At 71.7% G+C, this 23063-nt stretch carries 17 protein-coding genes; 8 read left to right on the forward strand and 9 right to left on the reverse strand.

Features of this window, described 5'->3' with window-relative positions; all coding sequences use genetic code 11:
* The first annotated feature begins 13 nt into the window (after positions 1–13).
* The 5 genes from EF387_RS08600 to galK all read left to right on the forward strand — a co-directional run bounded on the left by EF387_RS08600 (position 14) and on the right by galK (position 5326).
* Positions 14–469 (forward strand): GNAT family N-acetyltransferase, encoded by a 456-nt coding sequence (locus tag EF387_RS08600; protein WP_128375952.1) that lies wholly within the window; start codon positions 14–16, stop codon positions 467–469.
* Positions 470–851: 382 nt separating this feature from the next.
* Positions 852–1553, forward strand: coding sequence for a helix-turn-helix transcriptional regulator (locus EF387_RS08605; RefSeq protein WP_128375906.1), 702 nt, complete (start codon positions 852–854; stop codon positions 1551–1553).
* A 476-nt stretch (positions 1554–2029) separates the two neighbouring features.
* Positions 2030–3118 carry a galactose-1-phosphate uridylyltransferase gene (gene galT, locus EF387_RS08610; protein ID WP_128375907.1) on the forward strand — a complete coding sequence of 363 codons (1089 nt, stop codon included), beginning with the start codon at positions 2030–2032 and terminating at the stop codon, positions 3116–3118.
* The gene (galE, locus tag EF387_RS08615; protein WP_128375908.1) at positions 3115–4077 is read left to right on the forward strand and encodes a UDP-glucose 4-epimerase GalE; all 963 of its coding nucleotides are present in this window, start codon (positions 3115–3117) and stop codon (positions 4075–4077) included. The genes galT and galE overlap by 4 nt, the downstream gene beginning before the upstream one ends.
* A 79-nt stretch (positions 4078–4156) precedes the next feature.
* On the forward strand, positions 4157–5326 hold the full coding sequence (galK, locus tag EF387_RS08620; protein ID WP_128375909.1) for a galactokinase: 1170 nt from the start codon (positions 4157–4159) through the stop codon (positions 5324–5326).
* A 147-nt stretch (positions 5327–5473) separates the two neighbouring features.
* Here galK and EF387_RS08625 read toward each other — a convergent pair whose 3' ends face one another.
* From EF387_RS08625 to rsmI, 9 genes are all read right to left on the reverse strand, one after another.
* On the reverse strand, positions 5474–7555 hold the full coding sequence (locus EF387_RS08625; protein ID WP_128375910.1) for an outer membrane protein assembly factor BamB family protein: 2082 nt from the start codon (positions 7553–7555) through the stop codon (positions 5474–5476).
* 66 nt (positions 7556–7621) lie between these two features.
* Positions 7622–9682: an outer membrane protein assembly factor BamB family protein gene (locus EF387_RS08630; RefSeq protein WP_128375911.1), complete on the reverse strand. Its 2061-nt coding sequence runs from the start codon at positions 9680–9682 to the stop codon at positions 7622–7624.
* A 224-nt stretch (positions 9683–9906) separates the two neighbouring features.
* Positions 9907–11724: an ABC-F family ATP-binding cassette domain-containing protein gene (locus tag EF387_RS08635; protein ID WP_128375912.1), complete on the reverse strand. Its 1818-nt coding sequence runs from the start codon at positions 11722–11724 to the stop codon at positions 9907–9909.
* Positions 11725–11869: 145 nt separating this feature from the next.
* Entirely contained in the window at positions 11870–12763 is an 894-nt protein-coding gene (locus EF387_RS08640) for a 4-(cytidine 5'-diphospho)-2-C-methyl-D-erythritol kinase (RefSeq protein ID WP_128375913.1), read from the reverse strand.
* Complete coding sequence (rsmA, locus tag EF387_RS08645) at positions 12760–13746, reverse strand: 16S rRNA (adenine(1518)-N(6)/adenine(1519)-N(6))-dimethyltransferase RsmA (RefSeq protein WP_238431398.1); 987 nt, start codon at positions 13744–13746, stop codon at positions 12760–12762. Before rsmA ends, EF387_RS08640 begins: the two co-directional genes overlap by 4 nt.
* 21 nt (positions 13747–13767) lie before the next feature.
* Positions 13768–15024, reverse strand: coding sequence for a resuscitation-promoting factor (locus EF387_RS08650; protein ID WP_238431399.1), 1257 nt, complete (start codon positions 15022–15024; stop codon positions 13768–13770).
* A gap of 149 nt (positions 15025–15173) precedes the next feature.
* On the reverse strand, positions 15174–16229 hold the full coding sequence (locus EF387_RS08655; RefSeq protein ID WP_238431400.1) for a TatD family hydrolase: 1056 nt from the start codon (positions 16227–16229) through the stop codon (positions 15174–15176).
* A 146-nt stretch (positions 16230–16375) separates the two neighbouring features.
* Positions 16376–16828, reverse strand: coding sequence for a hypothetical protein (locus EF387_RS08660; RefSeq protein ID WP_128375915.1), 453 nt, complete (start codon positions 16826–16828; stop codon positions 16376–16378).
* 705 nt (positions 16829–17533) lie between these two features.
* Positions 17534–18391: a 16S rRNA (cytidine(1402)-2'-O)-methyltransferase gene (gene rsmI, locus EF387_RS08665; protein WP_128375916.1), complete on the reverse strand. Its 858-nt coding sequence runs from the start codon at positions 18389–18391 to the stop codon at positions 17534–17536.
* 155 nt (positions 18392–18546) lie between these two features.
* Here rsmI and EF387_RS08670 point away from each other — a divergent pair, with 155 nt between their 5' ends.
* From EF387_RS08670 to EF387_RS08680, 3 genes are all read left to right on the forward strand, one after another.
* On the forward strand, positions 18547–20286 hold the full coding sequence (locus EF387_RS08670) for a dolichyl-phosphate-mannose--protein mannosyltransferase (RefSeq protein WP_128375917.1): 1740 nt from the start codon (positions 18547–18549) through the stop codon (positions 20284–20286).
* Between the two features lie 113 nt (positions 20287–20399).
* Entirely contained in the window at positions 20400–20717 is a 318-nt protein-coding gene (locus EF387_RS08675; protein ID WP_128375918.1) for a hypothetical protein, read from the forward strand.
* A gap of 679 nt (positions 20718–21396) precedes the next feature.
* Complete coding sequence (locus EF387_RS08680) at positions 21397–23037, forward strand: penicillin-binding transpeptidase domain-containing protein (protein ID WP_128375919.1); 1641 nt, start codon at positions 21397–21399, stop codon at positions 23035–23037.
* The last annotated feature ends 26 nt before the right edge of the window (positions 23038–23063 follow it).

Below are 23063 nucleotides of genomic sequence, written 5' to 3' on the forward strand. Positions count from 1 at the left end.
GGCCAGCGCGTTTATGGTGAGCCCTATGTTTCGCATTGAGACAGGAGTCGACAGGGATCGGCGCGATCAACTGCGGATTCGGCTGCGCGAGGCGGATACGGCGGCCTCCCCGGTCATCCGTTCACTGCGCGGAACCCCCGGCGAACGCGAAGTCCCTCTCCACGTGTGGGCGTTGACCGGCGAGGGGGAGCTGGCGGGCGGGCTGGTCGGCCACACCTGGGCGGCCTGGCTGCACGTCGCCCACCTCTGGGTGGACGACGCGCACCGCGGCACCGGCCTCGGCTCCCGTTTGCTGTCGTCGGCGGAGGGCACGGCCCGCGAGGACCGCGACTGCCGCGCCGCCCGGCTGGAGACCTGGGACTTCCAGGCCCCGGAGTTCTACAAGAAGCAGGGGTACGAAGTGGTGTGCGCCATCCCCGACTATCCGCCCGGGGTCACCGAATACACACTGACCAAGCGGCTCGGTTGATTGCAACAAAACGATCAGCAAGGCCAACTCGGCGAGCGGGAAGGAATAGCCCGCGATCGGATTCGGAGCCGAGTAGTGGCTCGGTGGTGGCCGAGTGGCCGCCGAAGGGTTCCGTATTCCATAGTCGGTGGCAGTCGGTGGTCCCGGCCCTGTTCAGGGGCGGGGCGGCGCGCGCGGTGCGGGGCGCGGGGGTGGTGGCACGTGCGACCGCGTACGACCCTTCGCTCCCTAATGAAGAGATTTTCGGTATTCCGGTCGCTTCTCACCGGTAGGGGGCGCGCAATGTCGAACAAGCGTGTAGCTTCCGGGGGATGGAGAGCCGGGGGGCTCCGATCCAATGGGGGACCAGTGGGGATCCGTGGGGGACTGGGGGGTTGGTTCGATGGGAGTGCGGCTCATGGTGGTCGACGACCACCGACTGCTCGCGGAGGCGCTCGCCTCGGCGCTGAAGCTGCGCGGGCACCGCGTGCTCGCGGCCGCGGCGCCCGCGGCGGGCGCCGCGGAGTTGGTGATCACCAGGGCGCCGGAGGTGTGCCTGCTGGGTACGGCGACACCTGCGGAGCCGGGGACGTTCGACCCGGTGGTGAAGATCAAGCGGGAGCGCCCGCAGGTGGCGGTGGTGGTCCTCGGCCCGGTGCCGAATCCGCGCGGTATCGCGGCCGCGTTCGCCGCCGGCGCGTCGGGATACGTACGCCATGACGAGCGGATCGAGGGGGTCGAGCGGGCCATCATGAAGGCCCGGGCGGGCGAGGCGGCGGTGGCGCCGACGCTGCTGCAGGGCGCGTTCAGCGAGCTGCTCAACCCGGCCGCGCAGCCCGACGACGAGGGTCAGCGGCTGCTGCAGATGCTCACGCCGCGGGAGGTCGAGGTCCTGGTACGGGTCGCGGACGGGGAGGACACCCGGCTGATCGCGGCCGGGATGGGTATCGCGCCGAGTACGGCGCGCACACATGTTCAGCGGGTGCTGATGAAACTGGGGGTCGGGTCGCGGCTGGAGGCCGCGGCGCTGGCCGCGCGGACGGGGCTGCTGGACCGGGCGGGACCCGTGCCGTCCGCTCCGTCCGACAGCGGTACCACCGCGTAGCCGCAGCCCGCGCGACGCACTTCACGGCGCGGCGGGGCCCCGAGTGGGGGCCCCGCCGCGCCGTTGTGCTCCCCCGGCTTCCGCCGCGCTGTCGTGCTCCCCACCTTTCGTTCAGCCGCGCCGTGGTGCTCCCCACCTTTTGTTCGGTCGCGCTGTGGTGTTCCCGGGGCTCCGCCGCGCTGCCCTCCCGTCAGGGGCTTCAGCCGCGCCGTCGTGCTCCCCGGGTTTCGTTCAGTCGCGCTGTGGTGGTCCGGGAGTTTCCGCCTGTCGCGCACTGTGGTGGTTCGGGGGTTTCCGCCTGTCGCGCTCCCCCGAAGAACAGGGTTTTCTGTGGTCACCGGACGGGTCAGGACGGCGGGAAACGTCGTCCAACACTTTCGTGGTGCGGTTTGTTTGGTTCTGACGTTGACGGTCCTGGTCGCTTGTGGTTTGTTATGTGCGGTTATGTTTGAAGGGTGTGGGTGAGGAGTCCCCCAGTGAAGAAGACCTCGACCCGGCTGGCCGACGGTCGCGAGCTGATCTACTACGACCTGCGCGACGACGCCGTGCGCGACGCGGTGGACCGGCGGCCGCTCGACCCCACCGTCACCACGTCCGAGGTCCGCCACGACCCCCTGCTCGGTGACGCGGTCGCCATCGCCTCGCACCGCCAGGGCCGCACCTACCATCCTCCGGCCGACGAGTGCCCTCTGTGCCCGACCCAAGGCGACCGGCTGAGCGAGATACCCGACTCCTCGTACGACGTGGTCGTCTTCCAGAATCGTTTCCCCTCCCTCGCGGGCGACTCCGGCCGCTGCGAGGTGGTCTGCTTCACCTCCGACCACGACGCGCGTTTCGCCGACCTCAGCGAGGAGCAGGCCCGGCTCGTGCTGGACGCGTGGACCGACCGCACCGCCGAGCTCTCCCACCTCCCCGCCGTCGAGCAGGTGTTCTGCTTCGAGAACCGCGGCGCGGAGATCGGCGTCACCCTCGGCCACCCGCACGGACAGATCTACGCCTACCCCTTCACCACCCCGCGCACGGCGCTGATGCTGCGGTCACTCGCCGCCCACAAGGAGGCGACCGCCGGGGAGAACCTCTTCGACTCGATCGTCGAGGGCGAACTGGCGGACGGCTCCCGGGTCGTACTGGAGGCCGAGCACTGGATCGCCTTCACCCCGTTCGCCGCGCACTGGCCGTACGAGGTCCACCTCTACCCGCGCCGCCGCGTCCCGGACCTGCTGGGCCTGGACGAGGACGCCCGCGCGGAGTTCCCCAAGGTGTATCTGGAACTCCTGAAGCGCTTCGACCGGATCTTCGACACGGGGGACGGTGCGGAAGGCTCCGCAGGTGAATCGCCGACGCCGTACATCGCCGCCTGGCACCAGGCCCCGTTCGGCGCGCTGGAGGATTTCGACGGCGTGGTCAGGGAAGACTTCGCGCTCCACCTCGAGCTTTTCACTATCCGCCGCACTTCCGGCAAGCTGAAGTTCCTCGCGGGTTCCGAGTCCGGCATGAGCGTGTTCATCAACGACGTGCCGCCGGAGGCCGCGGCCCAGCGACTGCGAGAGGTAGCGAGTTCATGAGTGGGAAGTACCTGGTCACCGGTGGGGCGGGCTACGTCGGCGGCGTCGTCGCCCAGCACCTGCTGGAGGCGGGCCACGAAGTGACCGTCCTCGACAACCTCGTCACCGGCTTCCGTGAGCTCGTGCCCGAGGGAGCCGCCTTCATCGAGGGCGACATCCGCGACGCCGCCAAATGGCTGGACCCCTCCTACGACGGCGTGCTGCACTTCGCCGCGTCGTCCCAGGTCGGCGAGTCCGTGGTGAAGCCGGAGAAGTACTGGGAGAACAACGTCGGCGGCAGCATGGCGCTGCTGACCGCGATGCGTGAGGCGGGCGTGCGCAGGCTCGTCTTCTCCTCGACCGCCGCGACCTACGGGGAGCCGGAGCAGGTACCGATCGTCGAGACCGCGCAGACGAAGCCCACCAACCCCTACGGCGCCTCCAAGCTCGCCGTCGACCACATGATCGGCGGAGAGGCGGCGGCGCACGGTCTCGCCGCCGTGTCGCTGCGCTACTTCAACGTGGCGGGGGCGTACGGGCGGCAGGGCGAGCTGCACGACCCCGAGTCGCACCTCATCCCCATCGTCCTCCAGGTAGCCCAGGGCAAGCGCGAGGCGATCTCCGTCTACGGCGACGACTACCCGACGCCGGACGGGACCTGCGTGCGCGACTACATCCACGTCGCCGACCTGGCCGAGGCGCATCTGCTGGCGCTGGAGGCCGCGCGGCCCGGCGAGCACCTCATCTGCAACCTCGGCAACGGCAACGGCTTCTCCGTCCGGGAGGTCATCGAGACCGTCCGCCAGGTCACCGGGCATCCGATCCCCGAGGTGGTCGCCCCGCGCCGGGGCGGTGACCCGGCGGTGCTGGTGGCCTCCGCGGCCACGGCCCGCGAGCGGCTCGGCTGGAACCCGACCCGCGCGGACCTCACGGGGATCGTCGCGGACGCCTGGGAATTCGCGCAGCGGCACGGCGCCTGAGCGGCCACCGGGGCCGTGTTCGCAGTTGGGCCGGCCGGTACGGTCCAGCCAGTTCGGTACGGAAGATCAGAGGTCAGGGATGAGCGAGGCTGTCGCCGGTGCCGCCACGGTGGCGGAGCGGTTCACGCAGTTGTACGGGACCGAGCCGGAAGGAGTGTGGGCGGCGCCGGGCCGGGTCAATCTGATCGGCGAGCACACCGACTACAACGACGGCTTCGTGATGCCGTTCGCGCTGCCGCACACCACCGTCGCCGCGGTCGCGCGCCGCACGGACGGACGTCTGCGACTGCACTCCGGGGACGTCGACGGCGGCGTCGTGGAGCTGCGCGTGGACGAACTCGCGCCCGAGTCGGACCGCGCCTGGACCGCCTACCCGGCGGGCGTGGTGTGGGCTCTGCGGGAGGCTGGCCACCCGGTGACGGGCGCCGACGTCCATCTGACGTCGACGGTCCCCTCGGGCGCCGGCCTGTCGTCGTCGGCCGCCCTGGAGGTCGTCGTGGCGCTCGCCCTGAACGACCTCTACGAGCTCGGTCTGAAGGGCTGGCAGCTGGCGCGGCTGTGCCAGCGCGCCGAGAACGTGTACGTGGGCGCGCCCACCGGGATCATGGACCAGACGGCGTCGGCGTGCTGCACCGAGGGGCACGCGCTGTTCCTGGACACCCGCGACCTCTCGCAGCGGCAGATCCCGTTCGACCTGGCGGCCGAGGGCATGCGGCTGCTGGTCGTCGACACCCGCGTCAAGCACGCCCACAGCGACGGCGAGTACGGCAAGCGGCGCGAGGGCTGTGAGAAGGGCGCGGCGCTGCTCGGCGTGGACGCGCTGCGGGACGTGCCGTACGACGGCCTCGACGCGGCCCTGGACAGGCTGGGCGACGAGGAGGAGGTGCGCCGGCTGGTGCGCCACGTCGTCACCGAGAACGAGCGGGTGGAGCGGGTCGTCGCGCTGCTTCAGGCGGGCGAGACCCGGGCGATCGGGCCGGTCCTCACAGAGGGCCACGCCTCCCTGCGGGACGACTTCCGCATCTCCTGCCCGGAGCTGGACCTGGTCGTCGACACGGCGAACGCCTCCGGTGCCCTGGGGGCCCGGATGACCGGCGGCGGCTTCGGCGGCTCGGCGATCGTCCTGGTCGAGGAGGCCGACGAGGAGGCGATCAGCAAGGCGGTCGTGGACGCCTTCGCCGCGGCGGGCTTCACGGCACCCCGGGTCTTCGCGGCGGTTCCGTCGCCGGGGGCGCACCGGCTGAGCTGACGCCGGCCCGACACGACGAGGGCGGCGGCGCTCCCCCGCGGAAAACCGCGGGGGACGCCGCCGCCCTCACTGTTGCTCCGGTGGCCGGTCGGCTGCTCCCATCGCCGGTCGGTGGCCGGTCCGCTGCTCCGGTGGCCGGTCGGCTTCTCAGCCGGTGCCGAAGGCGATCGCCAGGTACTTCCTGTCGCTCCCCGACACCGGCCTGCTCGCGAAGACGCCCGACATGTACAGGCGACCCTGGCGGTAAAGGATCTCCGCGTAGGGCAGCAGGAACCGGGTCTCCGCGTCCCGGACCGTCCTCGACGCGGGGTTCTCCAGCAGCTTGGTCTCCTTGAAGGAGGAGCCGTCGATGCTGACGATCTGGCCGCCCTTGTCGTAGGGCGGGCGCTTGTAGGCGATGATGTTGCCGCCGTCCATGCGCAGGGGCGAGATGGTGTAGCCGTCACCGGCGTCCGCCCGCTGCCCCGTCTGCTTCCCCGTGCCGAGGTCGAAGGCGACGATCTCGTTGGTCCGCCTGAAGCTGTCGCCGCTGCCGTCGTGTTCCTCGGTCGGCAGATAGATCCGGCCGTTGCCGACCGCGATCCCCGAGCAGTTCTCGATCCTCGTGATGTTGTCGCACTTGGCGGCGTACTGGTCGCCGGGCACCGAGATCTTGGTGCGCAGCTTCCCGGTCTTGGCGTCGATGGAGAACAGGTCGGAGATGCCGCTGCCGTCACCGGCGGAGTCGCCGACGTCCGCGGCCAGCACCAGTGGACTGGTCGAGACGATGCTCGCGTACCCGATACCGGTGGACATCTTGTACTCGGAGAGCACGTCGCCGGACCTGGGGTCGATGGTCTGGATCTGCAGCTGCGCGTCCTCCGACAGACCGCACCTGCGCACCGCGACCAGCGCGGCGCCGCCGCCGTAGCCGGCGTCGTAGCAGGCGTCCGAGACCTTGGGCGCCCACAGCTGCTTGCCGTCGGCCATGTCGAACGCGGCGCCGCCGCTGGTGCTCCCCGCGGCGACCGTGGTCCCGCTGATCGTCACATTGCCGAAGCGAACCTTCTCGTCACCGGTCTTGGCCGTGGCGGTCCACAGCTTCTTGCCGGCGTCGAGGTCGATGCCCGCGATCTCGGAGCAGCCGTGCGAGGGCTTCTCCTTGGTCGGCATCTCGGGTTCGTAGATGATCGCCGTCTTGTTGTCCGGGGTGGTCCGGCCGGTCGCGGCGCACACCGGGCCGGGCAGCTTCACCGTCCACAGCTTCGTCCCCTTCTCGGGGTCGTAGCCGACGACTTCCGCGATGCCGCTCTTGGCGTACACCTTGTCGGTGAGCCAGGAGCCGAGGACGCTGTAGGTGGTCTTCTCCTGGACCTCCGGCGACGGAAGCTGGAACAGGACACGGGAGTTGGGGTCGGCCGGGGCCTTCTCGACGGCGCCGCCGGAGGCCCCGCCGCCACCGTTGCCGCCGTCGTCGCTCTTGCCGTTCCGGTCCTCCTGGCCGCCTTGGCCGTCCTTCGTGCCGGAGTCGCTCGCCTGGTTGTCGTCCTTGCCGACCGTGGACGAGTACCAGACGCCGCCGCCGATGATCAGCGCGATCGCCACGGCGGCGGAGACGATGATGGCGAGTTGTGCGTTGACCTTCTTCTTTGCGGCCCCCGGCTGGGGTTGTAGGGGGACACCGGGCTGCTGCGGATAGCCGTACGGGGGCTGCTGGCCGGGGTGGCCGTAGCCCGGAGGGGGTTGCTGGCCCGGATAGCCGTAGGCCGGCGGGGGCTGCTGCTGGCCCGGGTAGCCGTAGCCCGGCGGGGGCTGCTGCTGGCCCGGGTAGCCGTAGCCCGGCGGGGGGCCGCCCTGCTGCGGGTGACCGTGACCCTGTGGAGGTTGGGCAGCTTGGGGGAGCTGTGGCGCCTGCGCCTGTGGCGTCTGTGGCCTCTGTGGGTAGCCGTACGCGGGGTTCGACGGGTCTGCCGGGTTGGGCGGGGTATGCGGGCTCGGCGGGGTGTGCGGGCTCGGCGGGTTCGGTGGCGGCGGTGTGCCGAGTCCGCCCGGCGGTGGGCTCTGGGGCGCGCCGAAGCCGCCCGCGGGCGGTGGCTGGGGCGCGCCGAAACCGCCCGGCGCCGGATCCTGCGGAGCCTGCTGCTGCTCATGCTCGGGCTGCTCGGGTGACTGGGGTTGTGGCGGCTGTTGGGGCTGCTGAGGCGGCTCGTGGGGTGGCTGACCGGGCTGTGGGGGCGGCTGCTGGGTCATGACGTGGGTACCTCGGAAGGGGCTGCGGATGGGCTGGGCGGAGGGCCGGTTGCCGTGCGGACGGCGTCACTTGCCGTAGGCCAGCATCAACTTCTCCTTGGCCTCGTCGTTGCCGGTCAGTCGTGTGGTGGAGATGTAGAAGCGCCCGTCCACGTAGTCGATGTCCTTGGAGAAGAAGCCGTTCTCGACGTCCGCGGCGCCCTGCGGGTTGCGCAGCAGCGTCTTCGGTGTGGGGGAACCACCGCCGGTCGGGATGGAGACGACCTTGCCGCCCGCGTCGTACGACGGCCTGACGTACGTGATCAGGTTCGTGCCGTCCATCCGCATCGGCAGCATGCTGGTGTCGCCCGGCGACTTGGCGCGCCACTTCTCCTTGCCCGTGGCGAGGTTGACGGCGACGATCTCGTTGGCGCCGCTCTTCGCCTCGGTCGGCAGGTAGAGGGTGTCGGCGTCGGCGACCACCCCGGTGCAGCCCTCCAGGTCACGGTTGAGGATCGCCCAGCCGCAGTCCGGCGCGAAGGACTCGTCGACGTCGAGCTGCGAGCGGGTGGAACCGTCGGCCTTGAAGGTGGAGACGTTCCACTCCTTCGTCTCGTCGTTGGTGAGGTACAGCACGAGCGGGTCCACGGAGTAGGCGCGGTCCACCCGCCAGCCCTTGGGGATCTGCCGGGTCCACCTGGCCTTGCCGGTCGCCGGGTCGAGCTCCTGGACCTCGTCGTGCTCCTTCTCGGTGGTGGCCGCGCAGGAGGAGACGGCGATCAACTTGGGGCCGCCCGCGAACGCGGTCGGGAAGCAGGACTGCCCGTAGCGCAGCACGTCGAACTTCTTCTTGCCGGTGGCCACGTCGTACCCGGAGCCGGACTGCGACCGGCCGACCATCAGCGTGTTCCCGGAGATGGACAACTCGACGGTGAGGACGCTGTCGAACAGACCTCCCGACTCGTCGATCTTCGCCGTCCAGCCCTTCTGGCCGGTGTTGAGGTCGAGTTCGACCATCTGGTTGCACTTGGCGCTGCTGGCGGCGCCGCTCTTGTACGCGACGACGATCTTGTTGTCGGCGGTCTTCTGCCGGGTGACCGCGCAGATCTTCTGCGGGAAGGTGACCGGGTCCCAAGTGAGCTTCCCGTCACCGACGTTGTATGCGAAGACCTGCTTGTACGCAGCCTTCACCGCGGCCTTGTCGGTGATCCACATGCCGGGGGCCTCGGCGCCGTTCCCGGGCGCGTCGGGTGCCTCCTTGTACCAGAGCACCTTCGACTCACCAGGCTGGCGGCCCGCGTTGAGGTTCTCCGGGTCCTCGCCGCCGTCGCCGCTTCCGTCGCCGCTTCCGTCACCGGGGTCGGCGGGGGCGGATGCGCTGGGTTTCGCGTCCTGGCTGCTGTCGGCGACGGGTTTCTTGTCGTCGTCGCCGCTGCCCCTGACCGCCCACACGGTGCCGCCGATGACGAGCAGTGCCGCCACCGCGGCCCCGATCACCAGCGCGGGCCTGCCCTTGAAGGGATTGGAGCCACCGCCGGGCGGGGTGCCCGGGGTGCCGGGAGCACCGGGAGCGCCGGGGAACTGCGGCTGCTGCGGATAGCCGTAGCCCGGCTGCGGCTGATAGGGACCTGCGGGCTGCCCGTACGGGCCGGGCTGGGCGTAGGGACCCTGCTGTTGTCCGCCGTACGGGCCCGGCTGCGCGTACGGCCCCGGCTGCTGCGCGCCATAGGGGCCGGGTTGCGGGGCGTACGGGCCCGGCTGGGCGTAAGGCCCCGGCTGGGCGTAGGGGCCGGGAGCGGGGCCGGAGCCGGGAGCGGGGCCGGGCTGCTGCGGGTAGCCGTATCCCGGGGCACCCGGGGGCGGCTGCGCAGGCTGACCCGGTGGAGTCTGGGGAGCCTGGAACGGCTGGCCGGGCGGAGTCTGGGGGGCCTGGGGGGCCTGGGGGGCCTGGGGGGCCTGGGCGGGCGGCGGTGGCGCGGCGCCTTGGGGTGCCCCCGGATGTGACGGCCCTTGCTGCGACGGCCCCTGCTGCGACGCTTCCTGGGACCGGGACGCTTCCTGGGACGGCCCCTGTGGTGTCCCCTGCTGCTGTGCGTCCCGCGGAGCTCCGAAGCCGCCCTGCGGCGGTTGACCGGGTGGCTGACCCATCAGCGCTTCCCCCTTGATCACTGATTTTCCGCCACGCGCGGTGGTCCCTCTGCCGATCCCTCGGCGCCCCACCGGCGGTAGGCGAAGTGTTCGCAGACCGCCCTTTCTATCACCCTCGGACACATGTACACGGGCCCGTCACATCCCCTGTTCCCAAGGGAGGACGGGCCCGTGACGCCCCTGTTATGCTCCTTCACTCGCCCTTCACGGGGCCCCGGCGAGGCTTATGCGTCCTCTGCCAGCTCCAGCCAGCGCAGCTCCAACTCCTCGCGCTCGGTGGCCAATTCACGTAGTTCGGTGTCGAGTCCGGCGACCTTCTCGAAGTCCGTTGCGTGCTCGGCGATCTGGGCGTGCAGTCGGCTCTCCTTCTCGGAGATCCGGTCGAGTTGACGCTCGATCCGCTGGAGTTCCTTCTTGGCGGCGCGGGCGTCGGCGCCGCTCTTCTCGGGGACGGCCTTCGCCGACGCGGCCTTCTGCGCGGCCGGGTTGGCCGCCGCGGCGGCCTCCTCCATCCGGTGGCGCCGCTCCAGATACTCGTCGATCCCACGGGGCAGCATCCGCAACGTGCCGTCGCCGAGCAGCGCGTGGACCCGGTCGGTGGTGCGCTCGATGAAGAACCGGTCGTGGGAGATGACGACCATCGATCCGGGCCAGCCGTCGAGGAGGTCCTCCAGCTGGGTCAGCGTCTCGATGTCGAGGTCGTTGGTGGGCTCGTCGAGGAACAGGACGTTCGGCTCGTCCATCAACAGCCGCAGCAATTGCAGCCGTCGGCGCTCACCGCCGCTGAGGTCACCGACCGGCGTCCACTGCTTCTCCTTGCCGAACCCGAAGGTCTCGCAGAGCTGACCGGCCGTCATCTCGCGTCCCTTGCCGAGGTCGACGCGGTCACGGACCTGCTGCACGGCCTGCAACACCCGCCAATTCGGGTCCAGTTCGGCGACCTCCTGGGACAGGTAGGCGAGTTTGACCGTCTTGCCGGTGACGATCCGCCCGGCGGCGGGCTGCTTCTCCCCGTCGGAGTTCGCCGCGTCGGCCAGGGCACGCAGCAGCGAGGTCTTGCCCGCGCCGTTCACACCGACCAGGCCGATGCGGTCGCCGGGCCCGAGCTGCCAGGTCAGATGCTTCAGCAGCACCTTCGGCCCGGCCTGCACGGTGACGTTCTCCAGGTCGAAGACGGTCTTGCCGAGCCGGGAGGACGCGAACTTCATCAGTTCGCTGTTGTCCCGCGGCGGCGGCACGTCGCTGATCAGCTCGTTGGCGGCCTCGACGCGGAAGCGCGGCTTGGAGGTACGGGCGGGCGCGCCGCGCCGCAGCCAGGCCAGCTCCTTGCGGATGAGGTTCTGCCGCTTGGCCTCCTCGGTGGCGGCGATGCGTTCCCGCTCGGCGCGCGCGAAGACGTAGTCGGAGTAGCCGCCCTCGTACTCGTGGACGGTGCCGCGCTGCACGTCCCACATGCGGGTGCAGACCTGGTCGAGGAACCAGCGGTCGTGGGTGACGCACACCAGCGCGGAGCGGCGCTCGCGCAGGTGCCCGGCGAGCCAGGAGATGCCCTCGACGTCGAGGTGGTTGGTGGGCTCGTCGAGGACGATGACGTCCTGCTCGTCGATGAGCAGCTTGGCGAGGGCGATACGCCGCCGCTCACCACCCGACAGCGGCCCGATGACGGTGTCGAGCCCCTGCGGGAACCCGGGCAGGTCGAGCCCGCCGAACAGTCCCGTCAGCACGTCCCGGATCTTGGCGTTGCCGGCCCATTCGTGGTCGGCCATGTCCCGGATGACCTCGTGCCGGACGGTGGCCTCGGGGTCGAGGGAGTCGTGCTGGGTGAGCACGCCGAGCCGCAGCCCGCCGGAGTGGGTGATCCGCCCGGTGTCGGCCTCCTCCAGCTTGGCGAGCATCCGGATCAGCGTGGTCTTCCCGTCGCCGTTGCGCCCGACCACCCCGATCCGGTCCCCTTCGGAGACGCCGAGCGACACGCCGTCGAGCAAGGCACGGGTGCCGTACACCTTGCTGACGTTCTCGACACTGACGAGGTTGACGGCCATTTCACTCCTGACGCGGGGATCGATCAGCCTTCAAGCGTAGGCCCTGCCGGGCGGGGGGCGTCCGGGGGCGTCCGGGACGTGAGCCGGCGGTCGGTGCGGCGCAGGCGCAGCCGCATCGGCGGGGTGCCGTGGCCCCAGTGGCCCCTCATACCATCGTGGCCCCCGCCACCGGCCCCAGGGCCACCCGTACCGCCCGGCAGGTGCCCGACGCCAGCAGCGACGACGCCACCGTCGTCGCCGACTCCGCGTCCGCCGTCAGGAACGCGGTCGTCGGTCCCGAGCCCGAGACCAGCGCGCCCAGCGCACCTGCCGCGCGGCCGACCGCCAGGGTGTCCGCCAGGGACGGGAACAGCGACAGCGCCGCGGGCTGGAGGTCGTTCGCGAGGGTCGCCCCGAGCGCATGGGCGTCGCCCTTCGCGAGGGCGTCGAGGAGGTCCTGGGAGGCGGCCGGTTCGGGGACCGTCACGCCCTCGTTCAGGCGGTCGAACTCCCGGTAGACGGCAGGGGTGGACAGCCCGCCGTCGGCCACCGCGAACACCCAGTGGAAGACGCCGCCGACCGCCAGCGGGCGCAGCCGATCCCCCCGTCCGGTGCCCAGCGCCGCGCCGCCGACCATGCTGAACGGCACATCGCTGCCCAACTCGGCGCAGATGTCCAGCAGTTCCCCGTACGAGGCGCCCGTGCCCCACAGCGCGTCACAGGCGACCAGCGCGCCCGCCGCGTCCGCGCTGCCGCCCGCCATGCCCCCGGCGACCGGGATGTCCTTGGCGATGTGGAGGTGGACGGCGGGCGGCACCCCGTGGCGTTCCGCCAGCGTGAGCGCCGCCCGCGCCGCGAGGTTGGTGCGGTCCAGGGGGACCTCCGCCGCGTCCGGGCCTTCGCAGGTGATCCGCAGCTCGTCGGACGGGGTCGCGGTGACCTCGTCGAACAGGCCTACGGCGAGGAAGACGTTGGCAAGGTCGTGGAAGCCGTCCGGGCGAGCGGCGCCCACCGCGAGCTGTACGTTCACCTTCGCCGGGACTCGTACGGTCACCGTCACGCCTGCTGCTCCCTGTTCTCATTCCCAGCGCCGTTCCCGGCGTTGCTCTCGGCTGCCCGGGCGTTGCCCTCGGCGCCTTCCCCGCCGGACCCGCCGCTTCCGCCGTTCCCGCCGCTTCCGCCGCTTCCGCCGTTCTCGGCGATCCGCGCGAACTCCTCCACCGTCAGCGACTCCCCGCGCGCCTGCGGCGACACCCCGGCCGCGACCAGCGCCCGCTCCGCCGCCGCGGCCGACCCGGCCCACCCGGCCAGTGCCGCCCGCAGGGTCTTGCGGCGCTGCGCGAAGGCCGCGTCCACCACCGCGAAGACCTCCGCCCTGGAGGCACGGGTGTCGACCGGCTTCTCCCGGCGCACCAGGGAGACGAGTCCGCTGTCGACGTTCGGCGCGGGCCAGAAGACGTTGCGGCCGATGGCCCCGGCCCGCTTCACCTCGGCGTACCAGTTCGCCTTCACGGACGGCACCCCGTACACCTTCGAGCCGGGCGCCGCGGCGAGCCGGTCGGCGACCTCGGACTGCACCATCACCAGGGTGCGCTCGATGCTCGGGAAGGTGGCGAGCATGTGCAGGAGGACGGGCACGGCGACGTTGTAGGGCAGATTGGCGACCAGTGCGGTGGGCGCGGGGCCCGGCAGCTCCCGTACCTGCAGGGCGTCGGAGCGCACCAGCGCGAACCGGTCGGCCCGCGCGGGCATCCGGGCCGCGATGGTGGTGGGCAGCGCCGCCGCGAGCACGTCGTCGATCTCGACGGCGGTGACGTGCTCGGCGACCTCCAGCAGGGCCAGGGTCAGCGAGCCGAGGCCCGGACCGACCTCGACCACCACGTCGTCGGGCCGCACGCCGGCGGTCCGGACGATCCGCCGCACGGTGTTGGCGTCGATGACGAAGTTCTGACCGCGCTGCTTGGTGGGCCGCACACCGAGCGCGGCGGCCAGCTCACGCACGTCGGCGGGGCCCAGGAGGGCGTCGGGATGGGGGCTGCTCACGCGACAAGGGTAGTGGTCCCCTCACTCGTACAGACGCCGCCCGCAGTGCGGCCAGGGGCTCGCCCCGCGGCGCAGGTACAGCTTCTTCGCCCGGTAGGTCTGTTCGGCGGCGGGGGCGTCCTGGGGCCGGCCCTTGCCGCCGAGGCTGCGCCAGGTCCTGCTGTCGAACTGGTAGAGCCCGCCGTAGGTCCCGGAGGGGTCCACCGCGTCGGGCCGCCCGCCGGACTCGCACCGCGCGAGGGCCTTCCAGTCGAGGTGGTCGGCGCCCTTGACCGAGGTGGGCCGCGGCTGGGTACCGACCTTCACCACCCGTGGCCGCGGCTCCCGTACGATCTCGCTCCTCAGCCGGCGCGGCTGCTGCCTGATCCCGTTGACCGTGCGCAGCGCGTACGTGATGCGCCGCAGCCCCTCGCGGCCCTCCTGCGCCACCGTCTCGGTGCCCCGGAACAGCATGGGGTCCGCCACCCGCCGCACACCGAACGGGATCAGCTCCTCGCGGACCTCCTTGGAGCCCTTGATCCGCAGCACGGTGACGGTCATCCCGTCGCGGGGGAAGGTGCCCTTCGGCAGCGAGGTGGTGTCCTGTCCGCGCAGGACGATCCCGGCAGCCGACACGACCTCCCCCACGGTCGCCGCGTTCGTCCGGATCCTGCGCGCCCGCCCGTCGGCCGTGACGGTCACGGTCCGTTCGGTGCGGACGTCGAAGGTGAGCCCGGTGCGGCCGATCCGCCGGGAGCGGGAGACGGACAGGTACGCGCCCTCGGCGCGCACCCCGAGCTGCCGCAGCGCCGCCTCCACGGTCCGCTCGGTGGTCCACACCTCGCGCCGCTGTCCGTCGATGGTGAGGCTCACCGGCCGCCCGTAGCGCACCCGGACCGCGTCCCCGCTGACCAGCCGGGTGCCGGGGGCGGGTGCCACCACGTCGTGCGCCCCGAGGCGGACGCCCCGGTCGGCGAGGAGTTCGGAGACGTCGTCGGCGAAGGTGTGGAAGCTGTGCCGCCGGCCGTCGACGTTCAGCTGCACCGCCTTGTCGTTGGCGACGAAGGCGGAGGTGCCGCCGGCGAGGAAGGCCACGACCAGCGCCTGCGGCAGCAGCCGGCGCAGCTGCCCCGGCGCGGTGGGTCTCCGGCGCCGGCCGGTCCGCCGCGCGCGGGCCCGGCCCACGAGGCCGTGCGGGTTCTCGGAGCCGGTGCCCACCGGCTGGGGGAAGCGGTCGTAGGTGCCGTACGCGTCGCACGCGCTGCAGGTGTCGTATGTCTCGGACTGCGGATTGCTCACGACACACGCTCCAGGAGGTCCGGGGCAGGGCGACCAGAACCTAGCGGAGCGTCCGTCACACTCCAAAGCAGAGCGATCACAGAGTGTCGCGGAGGCGGGGAAGGTGGGCGCGCCCGGCTACGGCCACCGGCACCGGCGCTTTGTCGCGCTCAGTAATCGAATGCGCGTGCCGTGTTCGCGGCCAGGGCCGTCGCCAGCGCGTCCTCGGGGATCCCCCGTACGGCCGCCATGGCGCGGACCGTGACCGGGACGAGGTAGGGGGCGTTGGGCCGTCCGCGGTACGGGGCCGGCGTCAGGAACGGCGCGTCGGTCTCGACGAGGACCAGCTCCAGCGGGGCCACGGCGAGCGCGTCGCGCAGCGGCTGGGCGTTCTTGAAGGTCACGTTGCCGGCGAACGACATGAAGTAGCCGTGTTCGGCGCAGACCTCCGCCATAGCGGCGTCGCCCGAGTAGCAGTGGAAGACCGTCCGCTCGGGGGCGCCCTCCTCCTTCAGGATCCGCAGGACGTCGTCGTGGGCCTCCCGGTCGTGGATGACCAGGGCCTTGTTGTGCCGCTTGGCGATCTCGATGTGGGCGCGGAAGGAGCGTTCCTGGGCTGCCTTGCCCTCGGGCCCGGTGCGGAAGTAGTCGAGCCCCGTCTCGCCGACGCCCCTGACCTGCGGCAGGGCGGCGAGCCGGTCGATCTCGGCGAGCGCCTCGTCGAGCGCGCCGTCACCGCCGGGCTCCCGCGCGCCCTGCCGGGACCAGCCGTCGGGGTCGCCGTGCACGATGCGCGGGGCTTCGTTCGGGTGCAACGCGACGGCGGCGTGGACGGCCTCGTACCGCCCGGCCGTCTCGGCCGCCCACCGCGAGCCGTTCACGTCGCAGCCCACCTGCACGACGGTCGTCACCCCCACGGACGCGGCCTTCGCGAGGCCCTCCTCGACCGTGCCGGACTGCATGTCGAGGTGGGTGTGCGAATCGGCCACGGGGACGGCGAGGGGCGCCGGCAGCGGAGGGGCGGCGTTCTTGTCACGCTTTCCCCTGCTCGTGTCGCTCGTACGGTCGGTTTCGCTCGTACGGTCGGTGTCGCCCGTGCGGTCGGTGTCGCCCGTGCGGTCGATCTGGCTCGTGCGGCCGGTGTCGCTCGTACGGGTGGTGCCGGTGGTACCGGTGGTGGCGGCGGTGCGGGGGGTGTCGTGTTTCTCGGCGGGCTCGGCAGGCATGCCCCGATCCTACGAAGGGGGCACGCCGACGAGCCCGGGCGGCTCCCGGTCGACGTTGAGCCGGCCTGGTGCGGTCCGACCTCGGTTCGTCGCCCGGCGCGCGCTCAGCCCGCTGCGGTGGCAGTAACCCGCACTGCGGTGGAAGCTCAGCCCGTTTTGCGGTGGAAGTGGAAGGGATGCAGCAGGTCGGAGAGGTGCCAGTGGTGCTGGTGCCCGGACTCCTCGGTGGCCGCGGACGCCGCCTCGCGCGTTTCCGTGAGCGGCTCCCCCGTGGCGCCGGTGGCGTCGGTGGAGCGCCGCGGTGACGCCACGCGCGGGCGGTGCAGGGAGTTCTGCACCGACGAAACCTGGCCGGGCCGCATGATCCGTACGACATGGTTGTCGCAGTTCTGGCAGGTCGGCCGGCTCAGCGGCGACGGCACCACCACGCCGTCGGCCACGTACCGCACGAACTCCGTGCCCTGGGCATCGACGTGGTGCTCTATCTCGTACGACTGCTCCCACCCGTGCCCGCAGCGCATGCAGGCGAACGAATATGACTCGTGAACGACGGGGGTGGCCGTGCCGCGCTGCCCGGTCTGCCCTGCGATCTCACTCATGCCGACTCCTCTGTCCTCAGGACAGGCGCCTCCGTCGAGGAGGTTCCCCCGGGAACCCCGTGGGAGGCGGGGACGGGTGCGTCCCTTCGACCAGTGGACGCTTCCGTCCCCGCGAAGGGCGACAGACCTGTCGACTATTGGAGTGGACTTGGCGTTTCCTTGTGGCAACGCCCCCGGTTGGGGGTTCGCGCTTTGCCTTCCGGGGCGGTCCTTTACCGTCCCGTGGGGCGCACTACGGGGGCGCACACAGCTCGTCCGCTGAGCGCCCACCAGCTGCGGGTATGCGTGCCTGCCCCTCGGGCAGGGGCGGAGCGGGTGATCAACCACAACCCGGGCGACGGACCCTGCCCCGCCCCGGACTCGGGGAGCGGACCCTGCCCCGCCCCGGACTCGGGGAGCGGACCCTGCCCCGCCCCGGACTCGGGGAGCGGACCCTGCCCCGCCCCGGACTCGGGGAGCGGACCCTGCCCCGCCCCGGACTCCCGGGGAGCGGACCCTGCCCCACGCAGCGGGGCCGGGCTCTTACGCGGGACCCTTCCCGGAGCCGGACCGTGACTCACGGAGGCGAGGGGCGGGTCCTGGGGTAGGCCCCCGGGACCCGGCCCGCGGGCCTACCCCAGGGACCGAGGCCCGCGGGCCTCCCCGAGCCCGCGGGCCAGGCATCAGGGCCCCCGCTCAGCCGCGCGCGCTCACCCGCTCAGCCGCTCACCCGTGCTTCGCCGCCACCACCGCGTCGAACACCACGCGCTTGGGCAGCCCCACCTCCACGGCCACCGCGGCGATCGCCTCCTTGCGCCGCTCGCCCGCTTCCTCCCGCACCCGGACCCGCCGTACCAGTTCCTCGGGCCCCAGTTCCTCGGCGCCCTTCTCCGGCGCCCCGGCGACGACGACCGTGATCTCGCCCCGCACGCCCTCGGCGGCCCACTGCGCCAGCTCCGCCAGCGGCCCCCGCCGGACCTCCTCGTAGGTCTTGGTGAGCTCGCGGCACACGGCCGCGCGCCGGTCCTCGCCGAAGACTGCGGCCATCGCGGCGAGGGTGTCGTCGAGCCGGTGCGGGGCCTCGAAATAAACGAGGGTGCGCCGCTCGTCGGCGACCTCGCTCAGCCGTGACCTGCGTTCCCCCGCCTTCCTGGGCAGGAAGCCCTCGAAGCAGAACCGGTCGACGGGCAGTCCCGACAGGGCGAGTGCGGTGAGCACAGCCGAAGGTCCGGGGACGGCGGTCACCCGGATGCCCTTCTCCACGGCGGCCGCGACGAGCCGGTACCCGGGATCGGACACGGAGGGCATCCCGGCGTCCGTGACGAGCAACACCCGGGCGCCGTCAGCCAGCGCCTCCACCAGCTCCGGTGTCCGGGCGGACTCGTTCCCCTCGAAGTACGACACGACACGCCCGGAGGTCTGCACTCCGAGCGCCTGGGTGAGCCGGCGCAGCCGCCGGGTGTCCTCGGCGGCGATGACGTCGGCGTCCGCCAGTTCCCGGGCGAGCCGGGGCGGAGCGTCCGTGATGTCACCGATGGGGGTACCTGCGAGGACGAGGATTCCGGTTTCGGGGGGTGCGGTCACGGGTCCATCCTTGCAGGGTGGGATTGCGATCCGAACCGCCCGGCGGCCCGGACGAACCGGAACGGAACCGTCCGCAGAAGCCACTCGAGCAGCCTCTGGGACGCGGAACCCCCCACTCACGGGACTCGCACAGAGGCGTTCCCTACGATGGCGCGGTGACCAGTACCGCGTCCTCCACGGACACCCGGCCGGGCCAGCCCATCGAAGAGCGGCAGCCGACCTGGCAGCAGCGGCTGCGCCGATTCGGCTACCGGGCCCGGCCCAGAAGCGACGTCCGCGACCGGCTGGTGCCGGGTTACACCAGGCCGAGCCCCCGCCTGTGGGCCGCGATCGGTCTGCCGGAGTCCGCGGCCGGCCGGCTGATGCGCTGGTCGGCGTGGGGCGGCCCGCTGCTCGTCGCGCTGTTCGCGGGGCTGCTGCGGTTCTGGAACCTCGGCAGCCCGAAGGCGGTGATATTCGACGAGACGTACTACGCCAAGGACGCGTGGGCGATCGTCCACCGCGGGTACGAGGTCAACTGGCCCAAGGACGTCGACAAGCTGATCCTGCAGAACAACGGTCAGGTCGACCTGCCGACGGACCCGGCGTACGTGGTGCACCCGCCGGTGGGCAAGTACGTGATCGGGCTGGGCGAGCTGCTCTTCGGCTTCGACCCGTTCGGCTGGCGGTTCATGACCGCGCTCCTCGGCACGCTGTCGGTGCTGATGCTGTGCCGGATCGGCCGACGGCTGTTCCGCTCGACCTTCCTGGGCTGTCTGGCGGGCGGGCTGATGGCGGTCGACGGCCTGCACTTCGTGATGAGCCGGACCGCGCTGCTGGACCAGGTCCTGATGTTCTTCGTGCTGGCCGCCTTCGGCGCCCTCGTGGTCGACCGGGACAAGGCACGTGAACGCCTCGCCGCGGCGCTGCCATCGGACGACGACGGGCGCGTCCGTCCCGACGCGTACACCGCCGAGACCGCCCGTCTGGGATGGCGCCCCTGGCGGTGGGTGGCGGGCCTGTGCCTCGGACTGGCCTTCGCCACCAAGTGGAACGGCCTGTACATCCTGGTCGCCTTCTGCCTGATGACGGTGTTGTGGGACGTGGGCTCGCGCCGGGTGGCCGGTGCCCGCCACCCGTACCGGGCGGTCCTGAAGCGGGACACGGGCCTGGCGTTCCTCGCCACGGTCCCGGTGGCCCTCGCGACCTACCTGGTCTCCTGGGCGGGCTGGATCCTCTCCCCCGCCGACGGCTCCGGCGGCTACTTCCGCAACTGGGCGGCGACGGACGGCAAAGGCGGCAGTTTCACCTGGCTCCCGGACTGGCTGCGCAGCCTGTGGCACTACGAGCACGAGGTGTACGAGTTCCACGTCGGTCTGCACTCGTTCCACCAGTACGAGTCGAACCCCTGGAGCTGGATCGTGCTGGGGCGCCCGGTCTCGTACTTCTACGAGGACCCGCTGCCGGGGAAGGACGGCTGCCCCACCGACGCGGGCGAGAAGTGCGCCCGTGAGGTCCTGGCGCTCGGCACCCCCCTGCTGTGGTGGGCGGCGTGCTTCGCGATCCTCTACGTCCTGTGGCGCTGGTTCTTCCGCCGCGACTGGCGCGCGGGCGCCATCGCCTGCGGCATCGCGGCGGGCTACCTCCCCTGGTTCATGTACCAGGAGCGCACGATCTTCTTCTTCTACGCCGTGGTCTTCCTGCCGTTCCTCTGTCTCGCGGTGGCGATGATGATCGGCGCGATCGTCGGCCCACCCGGCTCGAGCGAACGCCGCCGCGTCGTCGGCGCGGCGGGCGCGGGTGTCCTGGTCCTCCTGATCGCCTGGAACTTCATCTACTTCTGGCCCATCTACACGGGTACGCCGATCCCGATCGACTCGTGGCGGGCTCGGATGTGGCTCGATACGTGGATCTAGGGGGTCACAGCTTTCGGAATCGATGTGATGAGCGTGAAGTCGGAGGTGATCACGGTGCATCCGGTCCCATGACAGCCCCAGCCCGGGGCGTCACGGAGCCGAAAGGTGACCGTATGAGCAAGACCGACAAGACCCGGCCCTGGTGGGTGCGGATGGCCGACGCACCGACGGTGACCCGCGTCGCCATGCACGATCACCGGTTCGGGCCGTGCACGCTGCCGGACGACATCACTCCTGACAGCGCCTCACTGAGCCACCGCACGAGCGGCGGCTGTTACTGGAGCGCCACCGCCTACGCCTACCACCTGTTCGGTTATGGCGAGGGGGGCCGGGAGTGGTACCTCTTCCGGCGCGAAACGCGCCGCCGCAGCCGTCACCGGACACGCCGGGAACTGCGCGCCCAGCGCGGCAGGCGGGCGGACGCCCGCTGATCAGCAGACGGGGGCGGTGGAGCTGCCCCAGCCCTCCACCGCCCCGCAGTCCTCCACCACCCCGCAGTCCTCCACGGCCCCAGTCCCCCATCGCCGAAAGCCCTCGGCCCCCCAGCCCCCTCGCCTCGAGACCTCCACGGGGCCCCAGCCCTCCATCGCCCCGAGCCCGCACGCTGGGCTCCCCCGAGGGCCGGTGGGGCACCCCTTCGGCGGGCAGGCGCGTCGCGACCCGTCGGTCGCCGAAGCGACCGGGCCGCTGGGCGAAAGAGGCACCCAGCGGGCCGCGCGCCGCGCGCGCCATGCCCGCCGGGACTCGGCGGGCCGCGCGTCTCGCCCGCCCAACAACCTCGCGGCCCTCCGCACCCCGCACCCTCCGCACCCTCCGCCCTCCGCACCCTCCGCACCCCACACCCCGCACCCTCCGCACCCAGCGCCCCGCGCCCTCCGCGCCCTCCGCGCCCAGCGCACTGCACCCCGCATCCAGCGCCCCGCACCCCGCGCACCCCGCCGATATCGCCACGGAAGCCGCAACGCGGATCGTCTCGCTTCGGACACCATCCGAGAACTCCACCCACAGCCGCCTCAGAACTGCCCTACAGTTCCACGGAAAGGCCTTTCTGAACGTGTTCAACACTGTTCGGCGCGGGGCCTGTTGAGAAAACGGGGAGGAGAGCGCGTCATGCGCAAGGGGGTCAAGGGCGTCATAGTCGGCGGGGTTTTCGCCGCCATGGTCGGGACAGCGGGGTACGGGGGTTACAACCTCGTGAGCGGTATCACCGGAGGCGGCGGATCCGACGGCCCGGCGCCGGTGAAGACCGGCCCGCCGAGCGGCAAGGAGGTCAAGTGGGCCTCCGGGAAGTTCTTCGCCGAGTGGGAGAAGGGCAGCGCCGAGACGGCCGCCGCGTTCACCAACAACGCCGTGGCCGCGGCTCCGCTGCTGAAGGAGTACCGCGACGAGGCCATGATCACCAAGGTCGGAATCACGCCGGGCAAGGCCACCGGGCAGACCGTGCCCTTCAAGGTGTCCGCCACCGTGACCTACGACGGCGTGAGCGAACCCTTCTCGTACGAGTCGAAGCTCACCGTCGTACGCGGCAAGACCACCGGGGTCGCCCGCGTCGACTGGAAGCCCTCCGTGGTGTATCCGGACCTGAAGGAGGGCGACTCCCTCGTCACGGGTACGGCCACCGCTCCGCCCATCGAGGCCGTGGACCGCGACGGCACCGTCCTGACCAAGGAGAAGTACCCCTCCCTCGGACCCGTCCTGGACGTGCTCAGGGACAAGTACGGCAGTTCCGCGGGCGGCGACCCCGGCATCGAGCTCTCCCTGCGCCGCTCCCGCGGGGAGGCCCCTGACGAAACCCTCCTCACGCTGGTCAAGGGCACCCCGGGCAAGGTCCGCACCACCCTCAGCGCCACCGCCCAGGCCGCCGCCGAACAGGCCGTCAAGAAGTACTCGGAGTCGTCGGTGGTGGCACTCGAGCCGAGCACCGGAGAAGTCCTCGCCGTGGCCAACAACCGTGACGACGGCTTCAACGCGGCCTTCCTGGGGCAGCTCGCCCCCGGATCCACGATGAAGATCATCACCGCGGCCATGTTCATCGACAACGGCGTGACCTCGATGAACGCCCCGGCCCCCTGCCCCGACACAGCGACCTGGCAGAGCCAGACCTTCCGCAACCTCAAGGGCATGGAGCCCAACGAGGGCGCGACGCTCGCCAACAGCTTCCTGCGCTCGTGCAACACGGCGTTCGTGAAGCTCATCGACGGCACCGACGCCAATCCGCTCAGCGACGACTCCCTCACCCGCGAGGCGCAGGAGAAGTTCGGGCTGGGCATGGACAACTGGAAGACCGGCATCCCGTCCTTCGACGGGAAGATCCCGCCGTCCACCGGCCCCGACCGCGCCGCCAACGCCATCGGTCAGGGCCAGGTCCAGATGAGCCCCCTCAACATGGCGTCCGTCACAGCCACCGCCATCACCGGCACGTTCCGCCAGCCGGTGATCGTCGCCCCGAAGCTCGACGACCGCCAACTCGCCACCGCCGAGGGTCTGTCGGCGACCACCGCCGCCCAGCTGAAGCAGATGATGCGGCTCACCGCGACCAGCGGCACCGCGGCGAAGGCGATGGCGGCGGCCGGCGGCGGGGACATCGGCGCCAAGACCGGCTCCGCCGAGGTCGACGGAAACACGAAGTCCAACAGCTGGTTCACCGGTTTCAGGGGCGATGTGGCGGCCGCCGCGATGACCGAGGAGGGCGGTCACGGCGGCGACGCGGCCGGCCCGATTGTCGCAGCCGTGCTACGAGCGTCCGGCTGACGTCCGCGTTGTCACACCGGGACTCT

The sequence above is a fragment of the Streptomyces cavernae genome (genome assembly GCF_004023625.1).
In the GTDB taxonomy this organism is placed as follows: Bacteria; Actinomycetota; Actinomycetes; order Streptomycetales; family Streptomycetaceae; genus Streptomyces; species Streptomyces cavernae.